We start from the raw sequence: 23933 nt of genomic DNA on the forward strand, positions 1-23933 counted from the left end.
CATCGTAACGGCAATGATAGCATATGTACTTTTCAAAGTGTTCTTTTCCAGTATAGATTGAGTCAAGAAGCAGACCAAACAATCCTTGATAGTGGATTATCGACTCACGACACTTCCAATCGCATAGCTAGGCTGCTGATCAAGATGGTTTCAACTTTGACCCGGGCTTTCGGTATAGACGCCATAGAGTTTAGCGGACACTTACTCTTTTGACCACCACACCGCTGACCTTGTGGAGTTTCAGTACATAGACTCCTTGTGCCAATCCTGTGACGTCAAATCTCGCCACCCCATTCTCCATACTTGCTATCATCAGTACCCTGCCGTTCAAGTCATATAGCTCAGCGCAATCTACATGCTCTGCTTTGACCACAAACTCTCCTAGCGCTGGATTGGGGTAGAGTACGATCTCCTCATCAGCCTGTGACGAAGTACCTAGTACCTCTTGAGGCTCCTCAGGCTCTTCTCCTGGCTCTTCTTCACTCTCCTCATAGCTTGCACCTGCATACCTTCCTACATCTGTTTCTTTCAGCTGGGCTGTACTGCCTTCCATGATGCCAGGGATAGCATTGATATTGCCCTTCCAAGCCCCCACGAGCAAAAAGTGCTGCACAAACGGGCCTGTACTACCCATCTCATCAGTGAAAGTCACCTCTTGCCCAAAGGCATGGTAATGGTAACCTAAATCTCCGTGAGCATGCCCTCCAAACTCATCGAGAGATACATCATATCCTAGCATGGCCGTATGGCTTTGCTCGTATCTTCCAAACAGTGCCAAACCATCGTAAGCAAAACCTATCATGGGCGGATGATTTTTCCCTGCAAAATCCTCTGTATTGTATAGGTTGATCCCGTTTTGATTGTACCCGTGACCATCTGCATGATAATGCAGCCCCATACCTCTACCCACGTGGATACCCGTCGAAGTGATCTCTGCATCCAGCGCAGCAAATCGCAAATTGTTGTTGTAACTAGGGTATATCACTACTCCATCTATAGCGATCCCATTGGATGCCACACTGGCGTAGTTGTATACGTCATAGTCAGATATCGGCAGATTCAGATCCGAAGCAAGAGTGCCATATGCAGAGAAATCATTATCCGTGAGATCGTCCACTAGCCCATAATCTCTAAGGGGGATTTTCACGAGTTTCACCTCCAATACGGCGTTTCTTGTGATGGATTGCTCGGCATACCCACCCTCATCACCCGCACCAGGAGGACGTGCCACATCAATCAGAAAATTGGGGCCATCGGAGGCATTGTGAGAGGCGATCACCATAAAGGGGTGAGGCGCTCCATTGTCGTCTCTTGCATTGGTAAAATAAACATACGCTACCGTCTTCTCTCCCAATCTGCTGTTGTATATATCATCGCTCATGAAGCGTCTTGCCATCAAGTTGTCGCGAAAGGTCAAATACACAGATCGATCGTACCTCATTTGCTCTCCAGCGGCAGCCAGTGTCTCCTCTATGTCATCCAAAGCCTTCGAAACTGCCTGATCTGCCGCTTCCGTATCGCTGAGTTGAGCATGGTAGGCTTCATCTATATCTTTGAAAAAGTGGTCTGAGTACAAAGCACTTTCTTCATATCCCCAGACATCCTCTGGATAATCTGCAAACGGACTTTCCTGCCATGCCGTATTTTTCGGGTTAAAATCCGACCCCTCCAACAAACTAAAATCTATCAAATCATGGGCATTCGCCAAAAAGAAACGAGATGCATCTGCCTGGTCAGGTACCAGCTCGAGTACATCCTCTCCTATCGAGAGCCAATGAACCTCCCAACTCGTATCTTCCTCAAAAGTCGCTGTGACCTCCTGATACCTCCATCGACCACTCACCTTGATCTCCATCGAATGAGCATCCCCTATGGCCTCAAACCGCAAGTAGCTGCTCTCCCCTTGGTCTAGATAGTATGAACTCACATCCATGGTCTCTAGCGAGACTCCATCCGGACTGGTCAATGCAAAATAGCTATGAAGCACAGGTCGAATCTGATACTCCCCTGTCCATGACTCTTCTATCGAGGTAGCCACATCGACCCATTGAAAAACACCACTCAGTACAGAAGCGTAAGTGGCTCCTATCTCATGCAAGCTCGATACTGGTACGATCTCCAATGCACCTATATTCTCCTGACTGATCGATAGAGCCTTCGTTTTGGTCTCAGCATCGAGCAAGATCGTGTAATCCAAATTGCTCAAACCATCCACTGCCGTGGGAACCCACGCTTTGGCGTAAGCACGAGACATGATTTCTTCAAACGTGCCTGGACCGTATAGATCCACTTGTGCACTGGCTCCCTGTGCCCAAAACAACATTAGTACTAGTATCATTCTTCTCATAACGATCGATTGCTAAGTAAATCTTCGCCTGTCCATCATACTGTATGTGGCAGCAACTAGAGGTACAACGACCGAAGAGGAAATTACCCTACCCTTCTTGATAGACTAAAATCCTTCCTTATCGATACCAACTCTTCCTATTCACCTACACCCACTCTCATCCCATACTTTGTGTACAATAACTTTGTACTTAATACTCATTGTAAACTAAAATTGCCACATGGCACAAATAGGAACAGACATCAAAGTAGCAGCCAGTATCCTCCAGGCTGGAGAACTGGTAGCGATCCCGACGGATACCGTCTACGGGCTGGCAGGCAATGCCTTCGACCCAGAAGCAATCAAAACCATCTATCGCGTCAAGGGTAGACCGATGGACAAGGCACTCATCGCACAAACCGACTCGATCGAGAAGATCAAAACTTTCGTCAAAGACTTTCCGGCGAGTGCCGAAAAGCTTGCTGCTAAGTTTTGGCCAGGCGCACTGACCCTCGTACTAGAAGCCAACGATCGAATTCCCGCCGAAATGCTTGCAGGAGGTCATACCGTAGGTGTCCGTATCTGCAATCATCCCGTGACCTTACAACTACTCGCTCAGTTGGACTTCCCGGTGGCACTACCCAGTGCCAACCTCCACTCCCAGCCCAGTCCCGTCACAGCTGCAGAGGTAGACGAGCAACTAGGCGACCAAATCGAGTACATATTGGACGGAGAGAAATGCGATATCGGATTTGAGTCCACGATCGTTGGGTTTACCGGGGAAAAACCACTTATTTTGCGTCAAGGCGCTATCGCAGCAGAAGATATTTTCGCGGCGCTAGAAGCCTAAAGTTCTACACCCAACATGCACCCACATTTGGTACTTACTATTCAAGCAATAAAGTATTATTTAAATCTATATTAGGAGATGATAACCTTAGACCAATACAATTTCAAAGGCAAAAAAGCCTTGGTAAGAGTGGACTTCAACGTGCCGTTGAATGACAAATTCGAAATCACAGATTTGACTAGAATCAAAGCTGCTACCCCTACGATCAAAAAGATCCTAGCAGATGGTGGTTCGGCGATCTTGATGAGTCACCTCGGCAGACCAAAAGATGGTCCAGAAGAGAAGTCTTCATTGAAGCACTTGGTGGGCGAACTCAGCAGCAGATTCGGTACAACTGTCAAATTCGCTGAAGACTGTATCGGTCAGGATGCTACAGATCTCGCAGCAGGTCTACAACCTGGCGAAGTACTATTGCTCAACAACCTTAGGTTCTACAAAGAAGAAACAAAAGGTGACGAAGCATTCGCAGAAAAGCTTTCTAAACTCGGCGATGTGTATGTCAACGATGCCTTCGGTACGGCACACAGAGCGCACGCGTCGACAACTATCGTGGCTAAATTCTTCACCGATAAAGTGTGTGGCTATGTCATGCAGTCTGAACTTGACAATGCAGAAAAAGTATTGAACAACCCTGAGAGACCATTCACGGCGATCATGGGTGGTGCGAAAGTATCTGACAAGATCATGATCATCGAGAAGTTGCTCGACAAAGTGGACAACCTCATCATCGGTGGTGGTATGTCATACACTTTCTCTAAAGCAAACGGTGGCAAGATCGGCAACTCACTTTGTGAAGATGACAAAATGGAATTGACCAAAGAGTTGGTCAAAAAAGCAGAAGCAAAAGGCGTGAAGCTTTATCTCCCTGTAGACAACAAAATCGCAGATGACTTCAGCAATGACGCGAATACCCAAGTAGTCGGTAGAGGCGAAATTCCTGACGGATGGGAAGGTCTCGATATCGGACCAGAAACTGCTAAACTATTCGAAGAGGTAGTCGCTAGCTCGAAGACCGTACTATGGAACGGACCAATGGGCGTATTCGAATTCCCAACGTTCGCAGTAGGGACAGAAGCCATCGCAGAGGCGGTCGTGAAAGCCACCGAAAACGATGGATTCTCCTTGATCGGAGGTGGTGATTCTGCTTCAGCGATCAACAACCTTGGGTACGGCGACAAAGTTTCCTACGTATCGACAGGCGGTGGTGCGTTGCTCGAGTACATGGAAGGCAAAGTATTGCCAGGTGTGGCAGCACTGCAATCGTAACCCTCTACGGACAAAGTGTCTGACAAAACATCAAAGCACCTCATGGATGAGGTGCTTTTTTTATTCCCTCCTTCACTATAGATCGGTATCAAATTCTTATACTTGCTAGAAGATGAGTAACAAGTATCTGGACATTCTCGAGCTGCAGCCTGGTGCCACTACGCAAGAGGTCAAAAGTGCCTACCGTAGGCTATCCAAAAGATACCACCCTGACATCAGCAAAGACCCAAACGCCAAAGAGAAGTTCATCGAGATCACAGAGGCCTACCAATTTTTGACGCAAGTCGGCCCTACGCCTCATCACGAACCCATCACCTACAACTACAACCCCGAAGCAGACGAATACGAAGCGCGAAGAAGACAAGCCCGTGCACGTGCCAAACAAAAAGCACGTGAAGCAGAGCGTCTCCAACAAGAGCTCATGCAGCAAATCTTAGCCGTATTTGACTACATCGCCCTCGGGATCTTGGCTTTCAACATCCTCCTATCCCTCGACTATAGTCTGCCTCGAAACACCGAAGAACAACAGATCCGAAGCATCACCAAAGTCTACGAACGTAACCGGGGCAATGCCAGATACCGCTACGACGAGATTGCGTTTGACAAGTATACGATGCGTTTCGACAAAGGAGAAGTCATCCGACTCGATCACTACGATCGCGCCGAGGTAGAAAGCACCAGCCTACTAGGCAAACCCATGCGTGCCGTACTCACCATAGACGGACGGCTCGAAAGCCACGAACAGATCTACAACATCTACAAAGTCTTTGGCATCATCATCCCCGTCATGTTTTTGGTGGTATGTCTCTACCGATTCGTCATGAAAACTCTGGATGCCAAACTCTCACTAGCCATCCTCATGGTCATGTTGCTACTATTTCAGCTCTATATGTTTTTGAAAATCTAAGGATAGAGTCGGTAAGATTTTGCTATTTTGCTGCCCAATTGACACAACGATCAACTCTATGAAAGCACTATTTTACTCCCTCATCTTCTGTATGATCTGCACTGCGTGCTCCCAAACCCCAAGCACCACAAGCGAAGAAACATCCTCCTCTACCGAGATGTCTCCGACCCTAACTACAGACACCGCCGAAACTCAAGCTGTCATCGAAAAAATGGACAGTACCGTATGGCTCATGTCCAAAATCGGTAACGACCACAGGATATTTGGCTACCAGAGTCCGGACAGTACTTCTAAAAAAATGATCGTATTTTCGGCCTATACCGAGGACGTAGAAGGCAACCCTCATCACTGCGCCTATGGCTCCTACTATGACATGAGTGACCTCAAAAACATGAAGCTAAAATGGATCGATGACCAAGGAGGCTACAGTCAAGTAGCCATATACCGAGACGGTACCGAACAAGGCGTGATCTATATCCAAAGTCATCTCCTCAAGCAAGAGTAGCCTGCATCACTCTTCCTCCAAGGCACCGTTTTCGTAGTAGGACTCGTTGATATTTTTGCCCCTCGTCCCCATCATACGCTTCCATTGTGATTCGCGCTTGACAAGTGACACATAGGTAGGATTGTAAGCCGACGAGTCATTGATTAGAATCACGGAGTCTTGATGTACTTGGCTCAATGTATCGTACACGAAAGGGATCAAGGCAATCGAGGTATCGACCTTCTTGTTGATGAAGCGCCTCAGCATTTTGGCTTGAAAAGGATCTGTCGCGAGTGCTACCGACTCAAACCCCAAATTCTTGGCCTTTTTGTAGGAGTAATAGATATTCTCTGTGCTGTGCTCGGCACGTATCTCCGTGAAGATCACACTATCCGGTATACCAATCTTGGCCGCATAGAGAGCCATGATTTTTGCCTCGTAATAAGGCGAATACACCGAACTTCCTGAGTACATGATGTGTTTGGCAATGCCTCGATCATAGAGATACTTACTCCAGTATACCCTACCCTGCATGAGCATATCCCAACTGCCGTCCTTGTAGGGAATACCTGGGACCACCACCACATCAAAAGTTTGAGCCTCCGCCTCTACCAGCAATTCTTTGCAATTGTCCTGTGAAATCAAACAGCTACTCAACGGAAGAAGCAGCAACAAAACAAATATCCCTCTTGTCATACATAACTGTCTATTGGTGTCCGAGAATAAAACTAGCACATCTCCTCCCATCCCAATCTAGTTTTGTCAAAAAAACCACCGCAAATTTCACAAGTCATTGATCTACGTAGAGTTGTGTCCCAAATAAAGAAGATGTTAATTATGCATAATTAGACCTCTTTTTCTCCCCATATTCCATGCGGAAGTAAAAAATTAACCTTACCTTTCTATCTCAATATTATAATTAATACAATGAATAACGGTACAGTAAAATTCTTTAATGAATCCAAAGGATATGGATTTGTTATCGATAGTGAAACAAAAAAAGAATACTTCGTACACATCTCTGGTTTGGTGGATGACGTCAAAGAAGGAGACGAAGTTGAATTCGAACTGAAGGAAGGCAAAAAAGGATTGAATGCTGTCAATGTAAAGACAGTATAAACAAGATATTAAACTTTTTTTCTTGAATGAGCCCCGATTCGCATCGGGGCTTTTTATTTGTCCTTACTTATACTCGCTCCAAAATCAGATCCTCTTGTATACCGGTCGAGCTCCTCGAAAACACGCCAGAGACATCTTCTGCACCCTTCTCCTCCACATGGATACGAAACTGTCCCAGTAGATCACGCAACTCATGAGCGATCTGTGAGAGCTTCTCTGAGCGCCTGTTGTAGTCAGTCATCCCTGCAGCTAGTTCTTCGGCAGAACTTGCCACTTGCTCTGTACCCGCGGCGGTTTGCTCTGCGATCACCACGATACTCTCGGTGATATTCACGATCTTATTGATATCTGCTTTCTGAAGATGTGAGGCTTCCAAAATGCCTTGAGAAAGAGACAGTGTGTTTGCCGATGAATTCGAAATGAGTTTAAAAACCTCTTCAGCCTCTTTCGATATTTTTTCTCCCGACTCGACAGACTCTCCCATTTGTGCAATAATGGATGAGGCCGACACAGTATCTTTTTGCACATCTGACACGAGCACTTCGATTTCCTTGGCAGCATTCTTGGAGTCCTCTGCGAGCTTGCGAATCTCCTCTGCCACGACAGCAAAGCCACGCCCAGCATCTCCCGCTTGTGCTGCCTCGATCGCGGCATTGAGTGCTAGCAGATTGGTCTGTGACGAGATCTCTGTCATCACCCGAAGCACTCTATTGATCTCCTTGGATCGCTCTGTCAATATATCCATCGATTGGTTGGCTCCTTGGGTATAGTTGGCAATCTGCGTGATCCCATGGACCATCTCGCGAGCCATCTCAGCTCCTCGCTGACTGTCGTCAAACCCAGTCTGTGCCGCTTGATTGATCGTCTGTGATCTGGTACCCATTTCTTCGGTAGACCTCAGTACCGCCTCTACGAGCTGAGACGACTCGTCTACTTTCATTACCTGATCTTGAGCTCCTGCACTCATTTGTGCAGTAGCAGAAGCAATCTCATTGGTGCTATTGGTCATGTCTTCGTTGGACACGAGCATAGACAGAGCCGAATCGTTGATTACCTCTGCGTGATCAGAGATCTGCTGCAGTAGCTCACCGAGTTTATCCAGAGAGGTATTGAGATTTTTGGCGAGCACTTCAAACTCCCCCTTGCTCTCCCCCTCGTAGCGCCCTGTAAAATCTCCACTCGCCATATCATTGACGATGCGATTGACTGTCTCAAAAGGAAAGGTCAGTGACTCCAGCAGCTTGTTGATGGCCTTGCTAAAATCCTCCCATACGCCTAGTTTGTCATCCAAGGATACGCGAGTATTCAGCTCTCCATTCTTGCCTGCTTGGCGAACGACATGATGTATTTCCAACACGGCACGTTTGAGGTTGGCCTTGAGCTCGATGAGTGAATTTCCGAGTTGATCCTTCTTACCTAGCACTTCAAGCTGTGTATCCAGCTTCCCTTGTCCGATCTCCAGAGCAAACTGTGTCTTGTGCCTCAGCCCTTCCACTAGCACATTGAGTGCTCCATGTGCTTTGCCCAACTCATCTCGCGAATTGACATGCGCCAAATTGGGAAAACGTCCATTCGACAACTTGGTCGCGCTATCATTGATGATGTTGATATTTCGGGTGATTTTAGTGACGTGCTTTGTGAGTATGACGACCCCTATCGCCATGATGATGACCATGAGTACGACCACTGCGTAGATATTCTGCTTGACCTTGCGGTCTGCCAACTCCCCGACACTCACGATGAGTTCGTCTACAGAGACAGACAAAACGCCCACAATGGTATTGAGTTCTCCTTGGAGCCCGTCCCCCTCATCTAGACCGATGACTTGATACATGGCGACAATGTCGTTGAAGTAGCGCTGATAGGTTTGGATGTTTTTCAAAATCTGATCCCGACTCATTGGGTCCTGCTTGCCCACCTCCAAGATATGCGCTGAAAGAGTTGTGATCCCGGCATTGAATTTTTTTTGATACTTCAAATCATGTCTCAAAAAGAAGTCCTTTTCGTGCCGACGAAGCATCAGCATCAGTGCTTTGTCGTACTCAAAATCCGCATCCTCCACATCATGAATTGCCTGCCGGAGTTGTCCCTCCAGCCCATGGTCTTTGAATCCTCGCTCGTACATTTGCTTGGCCAACTGAGCGAGGGTTGCCTGATACGCTCGTAGCGACCCAGCAATCGAATCCTGCTTCTCTACAGGAAATATCTGCTGTGCTCTGAGGCGGCTATTGATCGACAGGAGGCTATCGATAATCTGACGATTGCGATCGAGATATTCGCTACGCCCAGAGGTCAAAAAATCGGGATTCCGAAAATCTCGTGTGAGAAATTCATGTTCGTACTGCCTAGCCTGGAGCAATCCCAAATGGATCTCTTGGAGACTATCTTTGAGGCCTTCGTATTTGTTGATGTTTTGAATGGCGAAATAAGTCCATACGCCAAAAATAAGGGTCAACACATAGGAAATAATAAACTTCCCTGAGAGTCCTTTGAAAAGTTCCATAGCTGTCTGTAGTATGAGGTATTCTAGTCTTAGGCACAAGATTAGATTGAAAACGCCACACGAGTAATGAGGAGCATGTTAAGTTTCTATGAACAAACCTAAACCACCACGTACACCAGTCAGAACAAAGAAATCTGATGCAATAGGCTCCCTTCCAGTTCCAATAGGCGCTTTTTGGCTGGCAAGCCACCGGCATAGCCCGTCAAAGACCCGTCGCTACCTATGATGCGATGACAAGGCACAACGATCGATAGGGCATTGGCCCCATTGGCAGATGCCACAGCACGAATGGCTCCTTCGTTGTTGAGACTCTGTGCCAAAGCCAAGTAACTTTTGGTCTGACCATAAGGCACTTGCATCAAATGCCCCCATACCTCCTTTTGAAAATCAGACCCCACTAAACGTAGGGACAAGTCAAATTCCCGCCGTTCTCCTACAAAATACTCCTGAAGTTGCTGGATACAAGCTTGGACAGTTGTACTGTCCTTCTCCACCATCACGGCATCAAGAGCAGACCATATCCTCTTGTCTACCGCTTCGCGCTGCTTGCGGTAGCGCCAGTCACAGAGACATATCTCTCCACCGTATGAGCCGATGATGAGTTCTCCCACGGGACTTTTGTAGTACTGGTAGTCGATGGTATCTGCCATGAACCTACAAGGTCTCTTTGATCCAATCCTCTGGCACCTGCTTGATGGCTTGAGTCAATTGCTCCCCCCAAAACTCCGACACGGCATGCATGTCTGTGAGTTCGTAGCGATGATGCTTGATGTCGAAACTGTCGTGCTCGTACTTGAGCACGTCGATCGGAAAATCCACGTCATTGGCACTCACGCGGGTAGAATCAAACGACAAGAAGCCTGTCTTCAAGGCAAACTGCAGGGTAGAATCCTTGGTCAACGTCCGACTCAAAATCGGCTTGCCATAGCCCGAGTTGCCAATGATGATGAAGGGCGAACCCTCACCCACTTCGATCCAATTGCCCTCCGGGTAAATCAAAAACAACCTGTGCTCCGAATCACCAGACAACTGACCTCCTATGATAGCATGCAGATTGAACTGCAACCCCGAATCCATGAGTGACTTTTTGTCCTCCTTTGCGACTTTTTTGATTTGATTGCCCAGTGCATTGGCGACCTCATACATTTTCTTGAAATCATTCTTTTCCCCTTCGATCACCTCTCTGAAATACACGAGTGCTTTGTCCCGCACAGAACGCAAACCAGAAGTCATCACGAAAAGTGCTTGTTTGTCTTTGCAATAGCTGTAGTACTTCTTACCAATGGTCGTCTCTGACCCTGAGGTCAATCGGGTATCCGAGATAGCCAGCAGTCCTTGTTTGACTTTGATTCCTAAGCAGTAGGTCATGTGCGTTTACTGTTGTTGGGTTACTTGTACGGTATAGGAGGTAAAATTATCACCTTGAGTGCTCAAAACCCCACGAATCGGTGAACAATCTTCATAATCCACCCCGTGACACACTTTGATATAATGGCTATCTCTCAACAGGTTGTTTGTAGGGTCATAACCCTGCCAACCAACCCCTGGGATCAATGCCTCTACCCAAGCGTGCATCATAGCGCTCCCGATGTGTCCCTCCCCTTGGTTGAGATATCCTGACACATAGCGCGCCGGAATGCCATTGGCCCGACAGGTCGCGATGAAAAGCTGTGCGAAATCTTGGCATACACCTGCCCGAGTCTCCAGCGTAGAACTCGGTGTGCTCAATAGGCTATTCACTCCCTCATAAAAGCTAAAGTTTTCAAAAATATATCGATTGATTTGATTCAAAAAATCACTACAGCTCTGACCTGAAGCCTGATGCATCAATACGGGTAATTGCTCACGAATGATAGATGTCGTCCGTGTAGGCGCCAAAAAAGCATGATGATCTATCTTAAACCCTATGGAGTTCAAAAGCTCATTTTCTTGAACATTGGGCTCCTCCGCCTGCTCATAGGGATTGATCTCTGCCACTTCCACTTGGCAATCTACCTGCAGCGAAAGTGCCGTAAACTCACCACTCGCACGAATCATCAACTGGTCAAACCCGTGCAAATTAGGTTGCAAGTAATGCCCTTCTCCAATGTTGTTTTGAACGGTGAACGACACGAATGATTGGTATTCGTCTGCTGCTGGCAACACGAGCAACGCAAACAACGCTTCGTTGACAGGGTACTCATACGAATTCTGAGTTTGATAACTGACCTGATACGTCGGCATATTTAGTAATTCAAGTATTCTTTGCTCAGCAAATTATTCAATTGGTTCAAGTAAGTCAGCGTATCTCCCAAAAATGCCAATGGGTCGTCTTCTATCTCTTCTACCGTACAGTATTTCAGAAATTCACTCTTACGCCCTATACTCCATTCGATGCTATTTTTCTCGGTGTTTTTTCTCACCCCTACCTGCAGCAGGTATTGCTGCAACTCACTGATATTGTATGCAATGGATCGTGGAAAACGCTCATTGAGCACCATAAATTCCAGTACCTGCTTCTCCTGCGGCAAAATCGAGTATTCGCGATGATACATATCCAAACCCTCCGCCGATTTGAGCAAAGACCCCAATTGAAAACTTGCCACAGAGTGGTTTTCTTTACTCTCTTCCAACTCATTGATGTCGTTGAACTTGCTGATTAGTATCCGAGTCACCTGTATTGCACGCTCGAGGTGCAGTCCCATCTTGATGAAAGCCCACACTTCATCATGGAGCATAGTCGACTCGACACGGTACTTGATGATTGCACAGTTCTCTATTGTAGTATTCGTAAAATCGTACAACCCCTTTGTTTTGTAAAAGTCCTCAGGGTAATCATGGATAAATCGATAAAATTTATTCATCGCATTCCACACATCCGTGGATATCAAATCACGGGCTCCACGAGCGTTCTCTCTGGCAAAATGCATACATGACTTGATCGATGCGCTATTGCCCTCATCCATCGCAACCGCCACCAAAATATCCTCCTCAAACGCATACTCGCTAGATTCGTCCAGCCCCACCATATTGATGATGCTTTTCAAGGCCAACTCTCGTTGCAAATCAGAAGTGGTATCCAATGCCGAAAAATATTGCACATTGAGATAGCGACTCAGATGCTCAGAGCGCTCTATATACCTACCAAACCAATACAAATTATCCGCTACTCTCGCCAACATATTCTCTTAGATTTTGACCTGAAACGAGTGTCTCAGGAGTTACACTTTATTGATTGAATCACGACTATCTGGAGCATCTGACCCCTGTGATCACTCCAGTCGGTGGTCACACATCAGCTACCCATGTATCCTTGGCTCCTCCACCTTGCGACGAATTGACAATCAGACTACCTCTCTTGAGTGCTACGCGTGTCAGCCCCCCTTTGAGCACAAACTCATAGTCCTTGCCTAGCAAGGTAAAAGCTCGTAAGTCCACGTGCCGGGGCTCGAACTGATTGGTCTCATCGATGTAGGTAGAGTGTGACGATAGACTCATGATAGGCTGAGCAACATACTCCCGAGGATCATCCTTGATCTTGGCCCGCATCTCCTCGCACTCGGCCTTGGTCGCAGCACTCCCTACGAATATCCCATAGCCTCCACTCTGGTCGACAGGCTTCACGACGAGTTCTTCGATGTGCTGCAGTACATGATCCATCTCCACAGGGTTTTCACACTGATAGGTGTGTACATTTTGCAGGATTGGATCTTGATCCAAATAATACTTAACAATTTGTGGCATATAGGAATAGACCGCTTTGTCATCCGATGCACCTGTACCAGGGGCATTGATCAGACTGACATTGCCTTGGCGGTAGACATCCATCAACCCAGGCACTCCGAGCATAGAATCCGGATTGAACACCAACGGATCCAAAAATTCGTCATCAATGCGCCGATAGAGCACATCCAATTTCTTTCGCCCATAGATCGTCTTCATATAGAGAAATCCATGATCCACAAACAAATCCCGACCTTCGACCAACTCCATTCCCATGCTCTGAGCCAGAAAACTATGCTCATAGTACGCCGAATTGTAAATCCCTGGAGTGAGCACCGCACACCGTGCAGCATCTACGCCTTCAGGTGCTACCGAATGCATACAAGTTGCTAAGGCGGCTGGATAGTCAAATACCGTCCCGACCTTCAATTGCTTGAAAAGTACTGAAAGTGACTTTTTCAGAGCATCTCGATTGCTCAGCACATAACTCACCCCAGACGGACAACGCACATTGTCTTCCAACACATAAAAATTATCATCACTATGCTTGATCAGATCGGTCCCAGAGATATGATTGTACACCCCTCCTGGAGGCTCAAAGCCCACCATGTATTTGTTGTAATTGACCGAAGAAAATATCAATTCTGCAGGAACGACTTTATCCTTGAGTATTTTCTTTTCGTTGTAAATGTCTTTGAGAAATAAATTGATGGCAACATTTCGTTGGATCAAGCCCTCTTCCAATCGTGCCCATTCGGTACTCGTGATGATACGTGGCATCAAATCGAACGGAAAGATCCTCTCCGTTCCTTTCGGGTTATCCGCATAAGTAGCAAAGGTGATCCCTTGCAGCAAAAAGGATAATTTGGTCGCTTCATTGACTCGCTTAAAATCCTCGGCACCATATCTATTGAAATGATCGAAAACTCGCTCGTAAGGTTTCTTGATTACTCCACCATGATCAAACACCTCATCCAAGAGTCGATCGTTGACCGCATACGATTCTAATATTTTCCCATTCATGTCTGTCGGTTTTTTTCTACTACCACACCCATCAGGGTGTCAGACAAAAATAGGATTCATGACAATCAATTATTATGACATATGACGCGGGTCATTCACTCTTTAGTCATGTCATAAACTGCAATACAGCATACCTGTCATCAAGCAGGGAGCTTTGTCTACCTTACCGGTTCGTTACAAAATAGCTCTCTGACCCGCCAAATTTCGTATTGTAATAATCAAAGGCCTTAGTCAAATCCGAACGGTTCTTCAAATCAATCCCTTTCTCCTTGATAAAATCTGACATTTCATTTTCGTGATGCTCTGCAAATAATCCCATAAACTCCTTTTTGCTTTGCGCCAAGGAGTGAATCACTCCGTCCATCAATACATAGTATGGGGCATACTCCAACTCGTCGTACTTGCTAAACTTGAGTCCTTCTCGGTAGAGCAACACAATCTTGCCATCCGATAGTACCTCAAAGAAAAAATTTTGCTCATTCATGCCAAACGTTCCCGAGACATACTTTTCAGTCATACCAGTCTCAGGATTGATCACAGCGACCTTTGTTACTTTATCTGCCGTCCAGTTGTAGATATGTCGGCCCGTCCGAATCATCAAATCATTTCCATCCACATTGATCGTGACATCTCCATAAATCACCTCATCGGGCGTCACAATGAACCCCGATTCATTGTGAGGGTCCCCCTGAGCACAAATCCCGATGGACAACAACAACGCACAAGCACTACAAACTATTTTTCTCTTCATGGCAGCTGATTCAATCTGATTCACATCAGACGTGTTTTTGAATGTAGAAGATCAATCACTCGCAGAGCATATTGATTCTTTATTCTACCCACAAAGCAAACATTCTTGACTCATTCGGCAAGCCCCAATCCAGGACCTTAATCAAAGCATAACTTCTGCCAACAATTCTTGAGAATAAAAGCACAAAAGAATAACTATCCCTTAATACATCAACCGATACGTTGGCCATTGCTCACTGACCTCTCAGGCTGAACAATCGTGACACTCCCTTCTTCTCCTATTGCGCCGAGCAGGAGACACTCACTCATCATGTTGGCGATCTGCTTGGGAGGGAAATTGACCACTGCCAACACCTGTCTGCCTATCAAATCCTCTGGTGCATACAGCTTAGTCACTTGGGCAGAGGTCTTGCGCTGACCGAGTTCTCCAAAATCAAGCACCAATTGATAGGCAGGGTTCCTCGCTTCTTCAAATACACGAGCCTTCAGTACCGTCCCCACTCTGATGTCCACTTTTTGAAACTCAGACCATGTTATATGATTTTCCATAGCCCAAAACTAAACCACTCTCCACTAAGACCAAAGGAGCATAAAACATACTCTACTAGGCCTGCAAATCAAAAACTAAACCTTCCTAAAAGGAATCGTCATGGCGCTATTCAAAGTCACGTTAGTGCTCTGTTTCATTCCCTATTGAAACCAGCCAAAAAAACTCTAAACATCCCAAACCAATTTTCAACAATCGAGTATCCATATGTAGTATATTTACTATTTATCAATCAATACTACATCATGTCAACAATTACATTAAAAGGAAACGAAATCCATACCTCAAGTGAATTGCCCACAGTAGGCAGTCAAGCTCCAGATTTCAACTTGGTCAAAAGTGACCTCTCTGGCGTCAGTTTGGCAGAGTTTGCAGGGTCCAAATTGATCCTCAACATCTTCCCGAGCGTGGATACTGGCACATGCGCAGCTTCTGTTCGCAAGTTCAATCAGGAGGCTTCCAAACTCGACAACACCAAAGTCCTTTGCGTCTCTAGAGATCTACCATTTGCCCTGGGACGCTTTTGTGGTGCTGAAGGCATAGAAAACGTCACCACTGCTTCGGACTTTGTCGACGGTAGCTTTGGCCAAAACTATGGACTAGACATCATCGATGGTCCTTTGAGAGGTCTACATTCGCGGTGCATCATCGTACTGGATGAGAAAGGCACAGTACTCTACACCGAGCAAGTCGCTGAAACTGTAGACGAGCCAAACTATGACGCAGCTATGGCTGCATTGGCTTAAAAAACTATAGCCAATATCTCTTAACATTAGACTTTGAGAAATCAAAAAAAGTATTAGTTTGCCAATCGAAACCTCTACCATTCATTTGTTTAAGGTTTCGATTGTAATGTAGAAGATACATTGAACATGAATGTGTTCTCGCGAGATCTTTACCACTTGCAACCAGCTGCATTTATTTAGAGGAAAGAAAGTGAGCGTGGGTTAGTCCTCACAGACGATTAATTCATACTCATTTCCTCTATATGCTTCCGAGCGGATCTTATTGCCGGCATAATCATAATACACAACTACATAATAGTCCGCTTCCGCAAAACGCTTTTCGGCAAAATAGATGTTTTTCTCAGCACTCCCTAGGTTGTATATGTCATTGAACACAGGTGGAATCACCAAGCCCAAGGTACTGTGATACACCCCGTACAGATTATCTACACGGATTTCGATGGTTTGACCTCCTGCTACCTTACTCAAAAAATCGTATCCATCGATGCGATCTATATGTACCAACTCATCATAGACATTGCGAACAAGCCATCTTCCCTCCTCCTGGGCGAGAAAGGCACTGTCCGTCCAATACACAATCTGGTCATAGCGCCCCTCCACCAAGGTATGGTTGTGATCATCTAGGATTCCATATCCCCCCTCTGTTTTGACCACATACAGAGCGTCGCTGTAGACTCTGATCTTCTCCTCATACTCTAGATTGAGCAAGATACGCTCCGTAAAATTGTATGCTCCAAACTTGCCACGGTACAACACATCTGCAACACCATCTTTGGCCTCCATGATCGCATCATAGCGCACACGCATGATTGGTCGCCCTTTTTCGTCCACTGCACCGTATTGTCCATCACGCTTGACCGAAAACACCGAGTCTGCAATAAACCCCAATTCGTCATAGCTCTCCGCAAACAACAACTCCCCGTCACCATAGAGGTATTGCTTCCCATTGCGCTTGATCACCAGATAATGTACCCCCAAGCGGCGACTCGAACTCAAAGCTTGGATGTATTCACCCTCTTGTACATCGATCACCTTTTTGTTAGGAAAAATCGCCATCCCCTGATTGTCTCGAAATACAATGACCATGTCTTCTCCTATCAACTTCACTGAATCCACATTGAGTATGGGTTCGTCATGGATGTTTTTGTTGTACACTGCCCACTTTTCAGCTTGTCTGAGCCCTAGCCATTCGTAGTTCTGCAACACATCATCGTAGACCGCCTCTGTCAGCTGATCATCTTGCTGATCGTAGATATAGTAGCCCTGAGCCGTCCGAAACGTCCAAGTCTCATAGACAGTATTGATACTCACGCTGGAGTCTGGACTCAGTACTCGCAAATGCTCGTCTAGAAGTGTCTCATAATCTGACGTATACCCAACAATGTGCTTGTCATTGATTAGTTCCACTTCTTCGTACTTCAAATCAATCTTCTTTTCATTGGTCAAAATTTGGTGAAGATTGGTTACACCAAAAACCCCATCTTGTTCGACCACCCAAAACGGTCCTTCCATGTAAATATCATCATATGCTGGATCCAAGTATATTTCCCCTGTGATACTGACCAGACCCATTTTACCATTTTCTCTAAACGCCACCAACTGCTGATTGAGCACAGTGACCTCCTCGTATCGATTTGGTAAAATCACGTCACCCGTTTTGTATATCGCTCCCTTCATTCCGTTTTCGCTGATACACAGTACACCGGAGCCTAGGTCCTTGTACGAATCGATAAACCCCTGATAGATCACCGTCCCTTCACGGTTGATCAACGAGAACACATTGTTTTGCTTCACTTCCAAAATCTGCTCGGTGACATTGCCACAGAGGTAGTCCAAACTAATGTCCTCATAAGGCCCTCCCAAAAATTCATTCCCATCCACGTCATAAAAAGCATACTCCCCCTCAAAATAAAACGGATAGAGTACCTGTTGATTGAGAAGTTCTAAGCGTGCAACCGAATCCATAAACTGCTGGTACACTTGCTGATTGAAAGGTTTGAGTTTGGAAGCATCCAACCCCACCGTATGATACAGTAAGCCTAAGGCTCGACGTGTCAATTTGTTATTGTGGTAGGAATTAATAAATTCCAATATCTGACCCTCTTCCAGTCCTGCAACTCTCTTGTCATATATCTTTTGTTCGACCACAGAGCGATAGGGAGTATTGGGAAACTCAATCAAAAAATCTTCCAGCTCAGCCAAAGCATTGGATCTGGTTTTGGCCTCATAGGCCAAAGTTTCGAACCGACGCTTGGCGATGAGGTACTGTGCTGCATCAGGGTATTGCTTGATGAAATCTTCATAAGCTTGCCAATCCCCTTGTCTCTCCGCTGCTGCAAAAGCCAGCTCGTCGCGCCGGGTCTTTGCCTCAGGCACTTCTACCGCATCCGAATAGTGTGAAATAAAGAAAGCATATGCCGTCAACTCATCCCTCTCACGTGCACGACCATATGCCACACTATCGATCCTTGTCTTGGCCCCATCAAAATCATCTGGCGTCAAATCCGCCTTGTCTATCTCATCACTGTGATCTTCGGTACGGTCAGGAAGCAAATCTATGGCATGCAAAATATAATCATGGGCTACATCCACGTCGCGGTTGTCATAAGCCTCCGCGACATACAGCTGTGCGTATGCATAAAAAACCAGCGGGTTCAATGTATCCTTTTCGTACGATCGTTCTAGGTATGCTTCTGCCTTCTCAAACTCTTCCTTTTCGATTGCCCGCAAGGCCTGTTTGGATCGATCTGCCCAAAGCAACTGCGCACAAAACATCAGCACCCACAGGACTGCATTGGTTTTCATCAAGAATTTTCGTCTGGTCATTATGCGAAAATAATCATTTCGGAGGAACCCAATTCATGCCCAAGACAAATCAAAGGGAAATGAACACATGAAGACACCACCTCCCATACACGAATACGGTCTCCCCATAGGATATACCAATAGTCCACCTATTTTTGTCCAAAGACACCACTCTATATGGACATACAACAACTCAACAAAGAACTCGGGAACATTGACCTCTACCTTTTGGACCATTTACTCAAAGGACATGTATTACCTGATGCCAACATCCTAGATGCAGGATGCGGTGAAGGTCGAAACTTGATCTACTTCCTCAACAACAGGTATCAAGTCTATGGCATAGACCAAAACCCTGACGCTATCCGCATGCTCCAATTCATCGTAGGAGCCAACTACGCACCCTACGACAAGGAAAGGTTCACTACGGGCGATATAGCAGATATGCCCTACGCAGACCAAAGTTTCGAACTAGTGATCTCCAGTGCAGTACTGCATTTCTGCCCAAGCGACGAGGTATTTTGGTCAGCCATCCAAGAAATGACCCGTGTACTCAAGCCAGGAGGCACGCTCTTCATCCGGATGACTTCCGACGTAGGACTCAACTTAGAACCGAGTGCGTCAGCACAACACCTCCTACCGGACGGCAGCCTACGCTACTTGATCGACTCCTCCAAAATCGAACATCTTACAAGTAGATTTGGCTATGAACACATAGAGCCTATCAAAACTGTCGTGGTAGATCAAATGCGAAGTATGGCAACCCTTGTCCTAAGAAAAAACTAAATCGATCTGCACGCTTGGCATCAATAATTTGTAATATTACTATCCTATCCACCGCTGAATCTTATGGGTATTCCATAATTTTGATGGGCTAATAGATAGATATGCTTCGGACAATTCTTTTTTCAATACTCCTACTCACTTCACTGACAGGGAAATCGCAGAATTTCTTCGATTGGCAGTACCATGATCGGTATTTCTCTGTGTTTGCAGGGACAGGGTGGACGGGCTATGTGGGAGACTTGACCAATGGTAAACCCTTCACTTCGGGACTCTCGCACTTCAACATCGGAGCAGAGGCCCGACTCTACTCTAGAATCGCCGCACGCGTACAATACACGGTATACAAACTTGAAGGCAGTGACAAAAATGCGGCAGACAGTTCCTACAACAGGCAACGCAACCTCTCCTTTCACTCAGTCAATCACGAGTGGCAAGCACAGATGGTCTACTACCTGTTCAAATACAACAAAAAATACTACAAGAGAAGACCCTACGAGCCCTATGTTGCCATTGGTGTAGGCCAAACCTTCTTCAACCCAAAAGCAGATCTGTACGATACACAAGCTGACAAAATCAAAACCTACCCTCTACGAGACTACCGTACCGAAACAGACTCTTACGGCAAGGCGGCTTGGATCATCCCTGTCGATTTGGGTGTCAAACTCGCCATCAATGAATTCATGAATCTGGGAGTAGATGCGGGCTACCGTTTTGCCTTTACGGGCTATCTCGACGATGTACACGGCGACTATGCCGACCCCAATGGTGACGGTACAGGCTACCCAGATGGCACCATCTCTTCTTCACTCAGCAATCGCAAATTTGAGAGTGACGTATACATCATCAACCAAGAAGCGTTTGACGAATTGATCCCAGGAGCACAACGGGGCAATGGTAAGTTTGACTCTTACTTTATGCTCAATTTCAACTTGGAAATCTATCTACCCAAAGACGTCTTTCGTTCCAAGAAAGGAAGAGGTCGAAAGGGCAAGATACTAGGCAAACCAGGAGCATATGACTGATCTTAAACGTATATTTTTACTCGTCCTATGGACTAGCGCTTGTAGCACAGCCCTTCTTGCTCAAAACAAAATCCAAATCGCCAAAGTCAAATACAACGGAGGCGGGGACTGGTACGGCAACAAAACCGCCCTACCCAATCTGGCAGTATTCTGCAACCAACAGCTCCACACCAACCTCGATACCGAGGATGAAGTTGTAGAAATCGGCAGCCCAGACCTCTTTCTCTATCCCTACACCTACCTGACCGGTCACGGCAACATTGTACTCTCACCCCATGAGGCAGAAAACCTTAGAAACTACTTGATCTCTGGGGGATTCTTGCATATCGACGACAATTATGGATTGGACCCATTTATTCGTTTGGAAATGAAAAAGGTATTTCCAGGATTGGAATTCGTGGAGCTCCCTCCGGACCACCCGATCTACCAACAAAAATTCAAATTCCCGAATGGGCTACCCAAAATCCACGAACACGACGGCAAGCCAGCACAGGGCTTTGGAATCATCCATGAAGGTCGGCTGGTATGCTTCTACTCCTATGAATCGGATCTAGGCAACGGCTGGGAAGACCAATCCATTTACAACGATCCCGAAAGCGTACGACTCAAAGCTCTTCAAATGGGGGCCAACATCATCAGCTATGCATTCATGCAGTAGCTAGCGGTTCTGGGCCTTGATCCCAAACATGAAGTGACATTTTTCTCCCTGAGACAATACCACCAACCCTTCTCCTGTATTGAAAGCATTGGGTGGACATGACACAGGCTCCACAGCCAATTGATGACGGGTATCAGGAGAATAGATTTGGCAGTAACCATAGCTTTTGTCTTGCCATAGCTGCAGTTCCAAAGCATTGGAAGTATCATACATCGACACCACAAATGGCCCTGCTCCTCCATCCACTACAGCAAAACAATCGTCCAAGGCACAACTCCCCATACTACTCGCGACCTCAAAACCATGAGTGTCAGACACAGCATTGCCTACCAATGAAGAAATGCGCTTAGCCGCTCCTATCTGCAATTCTACCTGGGATAGCCCTTGATCAAATTGAAAATAGGGATGCCACCCATCTCCAATAGGCAGAGTAGAGTATCCTGTATTTTCAACTTGAGTACCGAAAGACACTCCGTCCTCTCCGTACACTACCTCTATCATCACGCGATAAGCAAACGGGTAACCTGTTTCTGTCCCGAGATAGTCATAACCCAAAACAAGTTTGCATTCGGTATCCCCGTCTATGGTCTCAATCACTTCAAAAGGTTTGTTGTGCAACAATGCATGCAAATTATTGTTTCTATCGATCTCGTTGATATACATCTGATAGCTCTGTCCCTCAAACTCATAACGGCCGGCCGTGAGCCGATTGGGAAAAGGGGACAATTTAGACCCTTTGAACTTGAAATGATGCGTCTTCATGACTTCCTCTTCACTGCGGTACCCATCCACATAGGACACCAAATCACCTTGCTGATTTTTCACCACAAAATCGTTGATACCCGCACCAAACCCTGTCAAAATCTCGACATACTCTAATGTATCTCTATGGATCAACCTATACGCCTCGAACCTCCCTATTGGAGCCTTTTTCACTTCATACATATGCCTTGATTTTAATACCCGTATTTTTTACGCTTTACTACTAAAGCGAATCTAAAACATTAGAGAGAATGTATTGTACTCTTCTCTACTAAATCAACATGAAACGTTTGCCAAATTCTGGATACTCTAAAAGCAAACTTTATCCATCGGCTTCTCTGCACGTTCTTCACCCATTTCGATGGCTTTTCTAAAAGTCAAACAAGCTTCATTGTCATTGTTGTACTTCATGTAAGCCAAGCCCATGTTGTAGTACACCGAACCATCTGGGCCCGCATTGTCCAAAAACCGTTGGTAATATTTAATCGCATAGTTATAATCCGCCAACTCCTGATAGGCATTGGCAATCAATACATAATTGCGTGTGAGCGAATTGTCTGTATATACCGAAGAATTGAAATCCTTGATCGCTCCTTTATAGTTCTTCAATTTGGACTTGACAATCCCCCGATTCATCAAGTCACTGGCATTGTCTGCTTTGATCATTAGGGCCGAATCATAGTCCAACAATGCTCCTTCATACTCTCCTTTTTGAAACTTGTCAAAAGCACGTTTGGAATAGGCTTTCGCAAAATCCCCTTTTCCAAACAAAATCTTGTTGATTTCATCACGCTCATCCTCGTCGACCAAAAAGCTCAAATTATACAAAGCGTTGCGGTGGTGAGGATTGATTTTCAAAGCCTTTCGATAATCTGCGATGGCCCCTTCCTTGTCTCCCCTATCCAAGCGAAACATCCCTCGGTAAACATAGTAGTTAGGGTCGTGTTCGTTGAGTTCGATTGCCTTGTCAAAATCCAACATAGCCGGCGTATTGTAGCCCATTTTCTCATAGGTCAATGCTCGGTGCACATAGATGTCTGCCTTCATCTCACTCACTGTAGAAATACCCGATAGGCGCAGCTCTCCATCTTCTTCGTAACTCACTCCTTTGAATAGCAATGCCTTCGTCTCTAGTTTTTCAACATTATTGATGAGATAAGTAAAATCCTGAGCCGCTTGGGTATAGTTTTTCCTTTTGTAATAGATCAACGCTCGCTTAAAAAGCGCCGCATGGTTTTTCGGATCTAACTTGAGGGTGGCTTCATAATCAGCCAAAGCCCCCATATCATCACCCTCCAGCTCTTTGGCCTGTCCACGGACGATATACAAATCCGCCATACTTGGAGCCAAGTGCACTGCACTATCATAGTATATGACACCTAGTTCGTATTGGCCATTGGTTACTGCCAGATTCCCCTTTTTGTAATATTGGTCGGAGGCCTCCTCTTTATCTTTTTGGCTCTCGTATGGTGCGGTTTCTTGAGACCATGCCGTCACGACAGATAGCATCAAAACCAAGTTCAGTAGTAATTGCGTTTTTTTCATACCCTATTCGTTTAATCTCATCGCCGGTTGAATACGGTGAATTTTGCAATCCGAAAAATAACAATTCCATCTGTTATAAATTATTTTTTGGCTTAATTATAAATCCCTATCCAAACATATTTTTTACTTCTA

General features: G+C 45.9%; 22 protein-coding genes. 9 read left to right on the top strand and 13 right to left on the bottom strand.

The window, feature by feature from the left end; translation table 11 throughout:
* Window positions 1–190 precede the first annotated feature (190 nt).
* Complete coding sequence (locus BFP72_RS12200; protein WP_158233389.1) at window positions 191–2338, bottom strand: T9SS type A sorting domain-containing protein; 2148 nt, start codon at window positions 2336–2338, stop codon at window positions 191–193.
* A 229-nt stretch (window positions 2339–2567) separates the two neighbouring features.
* Between BFP72_RS12200 and BFP72_RS12205 the strand changes: the two genes are divergently transcribed.
* From BFP72_RS12205 to BFP72_RS12220, 4 genes are all read left to right on the top strand, one after another.
* Window positions 2568–3176 (top strand): L-threonylcarbamoyladenylate synthase, encoded by a 609-nt coding sequence (locus BFP72_RS12205; RefSeq protein ID WP_099599401.1) that lies wholly within the window; start codon window positions 2568–2570, stop codon window positions 3174–3176.
* A gap of 78 nt (window positions 3177–3254) precedes the next feature.
* Window positions 3255–4442 (top strand): phosphoglycerate kinase, encoded by a 1188-nt coding sequence (gene pgk, locus BFP72_RS12210; protein ID WP_099599402.1) that lies wholly within the window; start codon window positions 3255–3257, stop codon window positions 4440–4442.
* A 112-nt stretch (window positions 4443–4554) separates the two neighbouring features.
* Window positions 4555–5349 carry a DnaJ domain-containing protein gene (locus BFP72_RS12215; RefSeq protein ID WP_099599403.1) on the top strand — a complete coding sequence of 265 codons (795 nt, stop codon included), beginning with the start codon at window positions 4555–4557 and terminating at the stop codon, window positions 5347–5349.
* A gap of 58 nt (window positions 5350–5407) precedes the next feature.
* Window positions 5408–5854 (top strand): hypothetical protein, encoded by a 447-nt coding sequence (locus BFP72_RS12220; protein WP_099599404.1) that lies wholly within the window; start codon window positions 5408–5410, stop codon window positions 5852–5854.
* Window positions 5855–5860: 6 nt separating this feature from the next.
* Here BFP72_RS12220 and BFP72_RS12225 read toward each other — a convergent pair whose 3' ends face one another.
* The gene (locus BFP72_RS12225; protein WP_158233390.1) at window positions 5861–6529 is read right to left on the bottom strand and encodes a YdcF family protein; all 669 of its coding nucleotides are present in this window, start codon (window positions 6527–6529) and stop codon (window positions 5861–5863) included.
* Between the two features lie 231 nt (window positions 6530–6760).
* Here BFP72_RS12225 and BFP72_RS12230 point away from each other — a divergent pair, with 231 nt between their 5' ends.
* Window positions 6761–6952 (top strand): cold-shock protein, encoded by a 192-nt coding sequence (locus BFP72_RS12230; protein ID WP_099599406.1) that lies wholly within the window; start codon window positions 6761–6763, stop codon window positions 6950–6952.
* A gap of 67 nt (window positions 6953–7019) precedes the next feature.
* Here BFP72_RS12230 and BFP72_RS12235 read toward each other — a convergent pair whose 3' ends face one another.
* The 8 genes from BFP72_RS12235 to BFP72_RS12270 all read right to left on the bottom strand — a co-directional run bounded on the left by BFP72_RS12235 (window position 7020) and on the right by BFP72_RS12270 (window position 15479).
* Window positions 7020–9455, bottom strand: a complete 2436-nt coding sequence (locus tag BFP72_RS12235) for a methyl-accepting chemotaxis protein (protein ID WP_099599407.1) — start codon at window positions 9453–9455, stop codon at window positions 7020–7022.
* A 119-nt stretch (window positions 9456–9574) separates the two neighbouring features.
* Window positions 9575–10105, bottom strand: coding sequence for a methylated-DNA--[protein]-cysteine S-methyltransferase (locus BFP72_RS12240; protein ID WP_099599408.1), 531 nt, complete (start codon window positions 10103–10105; stop codon window positions 9575–9577).
* A 4-nt stretch (window positions 10106–10109) separates the two neighbouring features.
* Window positions 10110–10823, bottom strand: coding sequence for a peptidase (locus tag BFP72_RS12245; protein ID WP_099599409.1), 714 nt, complete (start codon window positions 10821–10823; stop codon window positions 10110–10112).
* Window positions 10824–10829: 6 nt separating this feature from the next.
* A complete protein-coding gene (locus tag BFP72_RS12250; protein ID WP_099599410.1) occupies window positions 10830–11678 on the bottom strand; it encodes a transglutaminase family protein in 849 nt (282 codons plus the stop codon).
* Between the two features lie 2 nt (window positions 11679–11680).
* Window positions 11681–12616, bottom strand: a complete 936-nt coding sequence (locus BFP72_RS12255; protein ID WP_099599411.1) for an alpha-E domain-containing protein — start codon at window positions 12614–12616, stop codon at window positions 11681–11683.
* A 106-nt stretch (window positions 12617–12722) separates the two neighbouring features.
* A complete protein-coding gene (locus BFP72_RS12260) occupies window positions 12723–14180 on the bottom strand; it encodes a circularly permuted type 2 ATP-grasp protein (RefSeq protein ID WP_099599412.1) in 1458 nt (485 codons plus the stop codon).
* A 163-nt stretch (window positions 14181–14343) separates the two neighbouring features.
* Complete coding sequence (locus BFP72_RS12265; protein ID WP_099599413.1) at window positions 14344–14931, bottom strand: hypothetical protein; 588 nt, start codon at window positions 14929–14931, stop codon at window positions 14344–14346.
* A 209-nt stretch (window positions 14932–15140) separates the two neighbouring features.
* Window positions 15141–15479: a tRNA-binding protein gene (locus BFP72_RS12270; RefSeq protein WP_099599414.1), complete on the bottom strand. Its 339-nt coding sequence runs from the start codon at window positions 15477–15479 to the stop codon at window positions 15141–15143.
* A 243-nt stretch (window positions 15480–15722) separates the two neighbouring features.
* Here BFP72_RS12270 and tpx point away from each other — a divergent pair, with 243 nt between their 5' ends.
* Complete coding sequence (gene tpx / locus BFP72_RS12275) at window positions 15723–16223, top strand: thiol peroxidase (protein ID WP_099600776.1); 501 nt, start codon at window positions 15723–15725, stop codon at window positions 16221–16223.
* A 201-nt stretch (window positions 16224–16424) separates the two neighbouring features.
* On the opposite strand, the gene BFP72_RS12280 is transcribed toward tpx, so the two are convergent.
* Entirely contained in the window at window positions 16425–19028 is a 2604-nt protein-coding gene (locus BFP72_RS12280) for a WG repeat-containing protein (RefSeq protein ID WP_158233391.1), read from the bottom strand.
* A gap of 177 nt (window positions 19029–19205) precedes the next feature.
* Here BFP72_RS12280 and BFP72_RS12285 point away from each other — a divergent pair, with 177 nt between their 5' ends.
* The 3 genes from BFP72_RS12285 to BFP72_RS12295 all read left to right on the top strand — a co-directional run bounded on the left by BFP72_RS12285 (window position 19206) and on the right by BFP72_RS12295 (window position 21494).
* Window positions 19206–19814, top strand: a complete 609-nt coding sequence (locus BFP72_RS12285; RefSeq protein WP_099599416.1) for a bifunctional 2-polyprenyl-6-hydroxyphenol methylase/3-demethylubiquinol 3-O-methyltransferase UbiG — start codon at window positions 19206–19208, stop codon at window positions 19812–19814.
* Between the two features lie 101 nt (window positions 19815–19915).
* On the top strand, window positions 19916–20836 hold the full coding sequence (locus BFP72_RS12290) for a DUF6089 family protein (RefSeq protein WP_099599417.1): 921 nt from the start codon (window positions 19916–19918) through the stop codon (window positions 20834–20836).
* On the top strand, window positions 20829–21494 hold the full coding sequence (locus tag BFP72_RS12295) for a DUF4159 domain-containing protein (protein WP_099599418.1): 666 nt from the start codon (window positions 20829–20831) through the stop codon (window positions 21492–21494). Before BFP72_RS12290 ends, BFP72_RS12295 begins: the two co-directional genes overlap by 8 nt.
* Here BFP72_RS12295 and BFP72_RS12300 read toward each other — a convergent pair whose 3' ends face one another.
* A complete protein-coding gene (locus BFP72_RS12300) occupies window positions 21495–22439 on the bottom strand; it encodes a hypothetical protein (protein WP_099599419.1) in 945 nt (314 codons plus the stop codon). It abuts the gene before it with no gap.
* 126 nt (window positions 22440–22565) lie between these two features.
* Window positions 22566–23801 (bottom strand): tetratricopeptide repeat protein, encoded by a 1236-nt coding sequence (locus tag BFP72_RS12305; RefSeq protein ID WP_099599420.1) that lies wholly within the window; start codon window positions 23799–23801, stop codon window positions 22566–22568.
* Window positions 23802–23933 lie beyond the last annotated feature (132 nt).

Source organism: Reichenbachiella sp. 5M10 (assembly GCF_002742335.1).
GTDB lineage: Bacteria > Bacteroidota > Bacteroidia > Cytophagales > Cyclobacteriaceae > Reichenbachiella.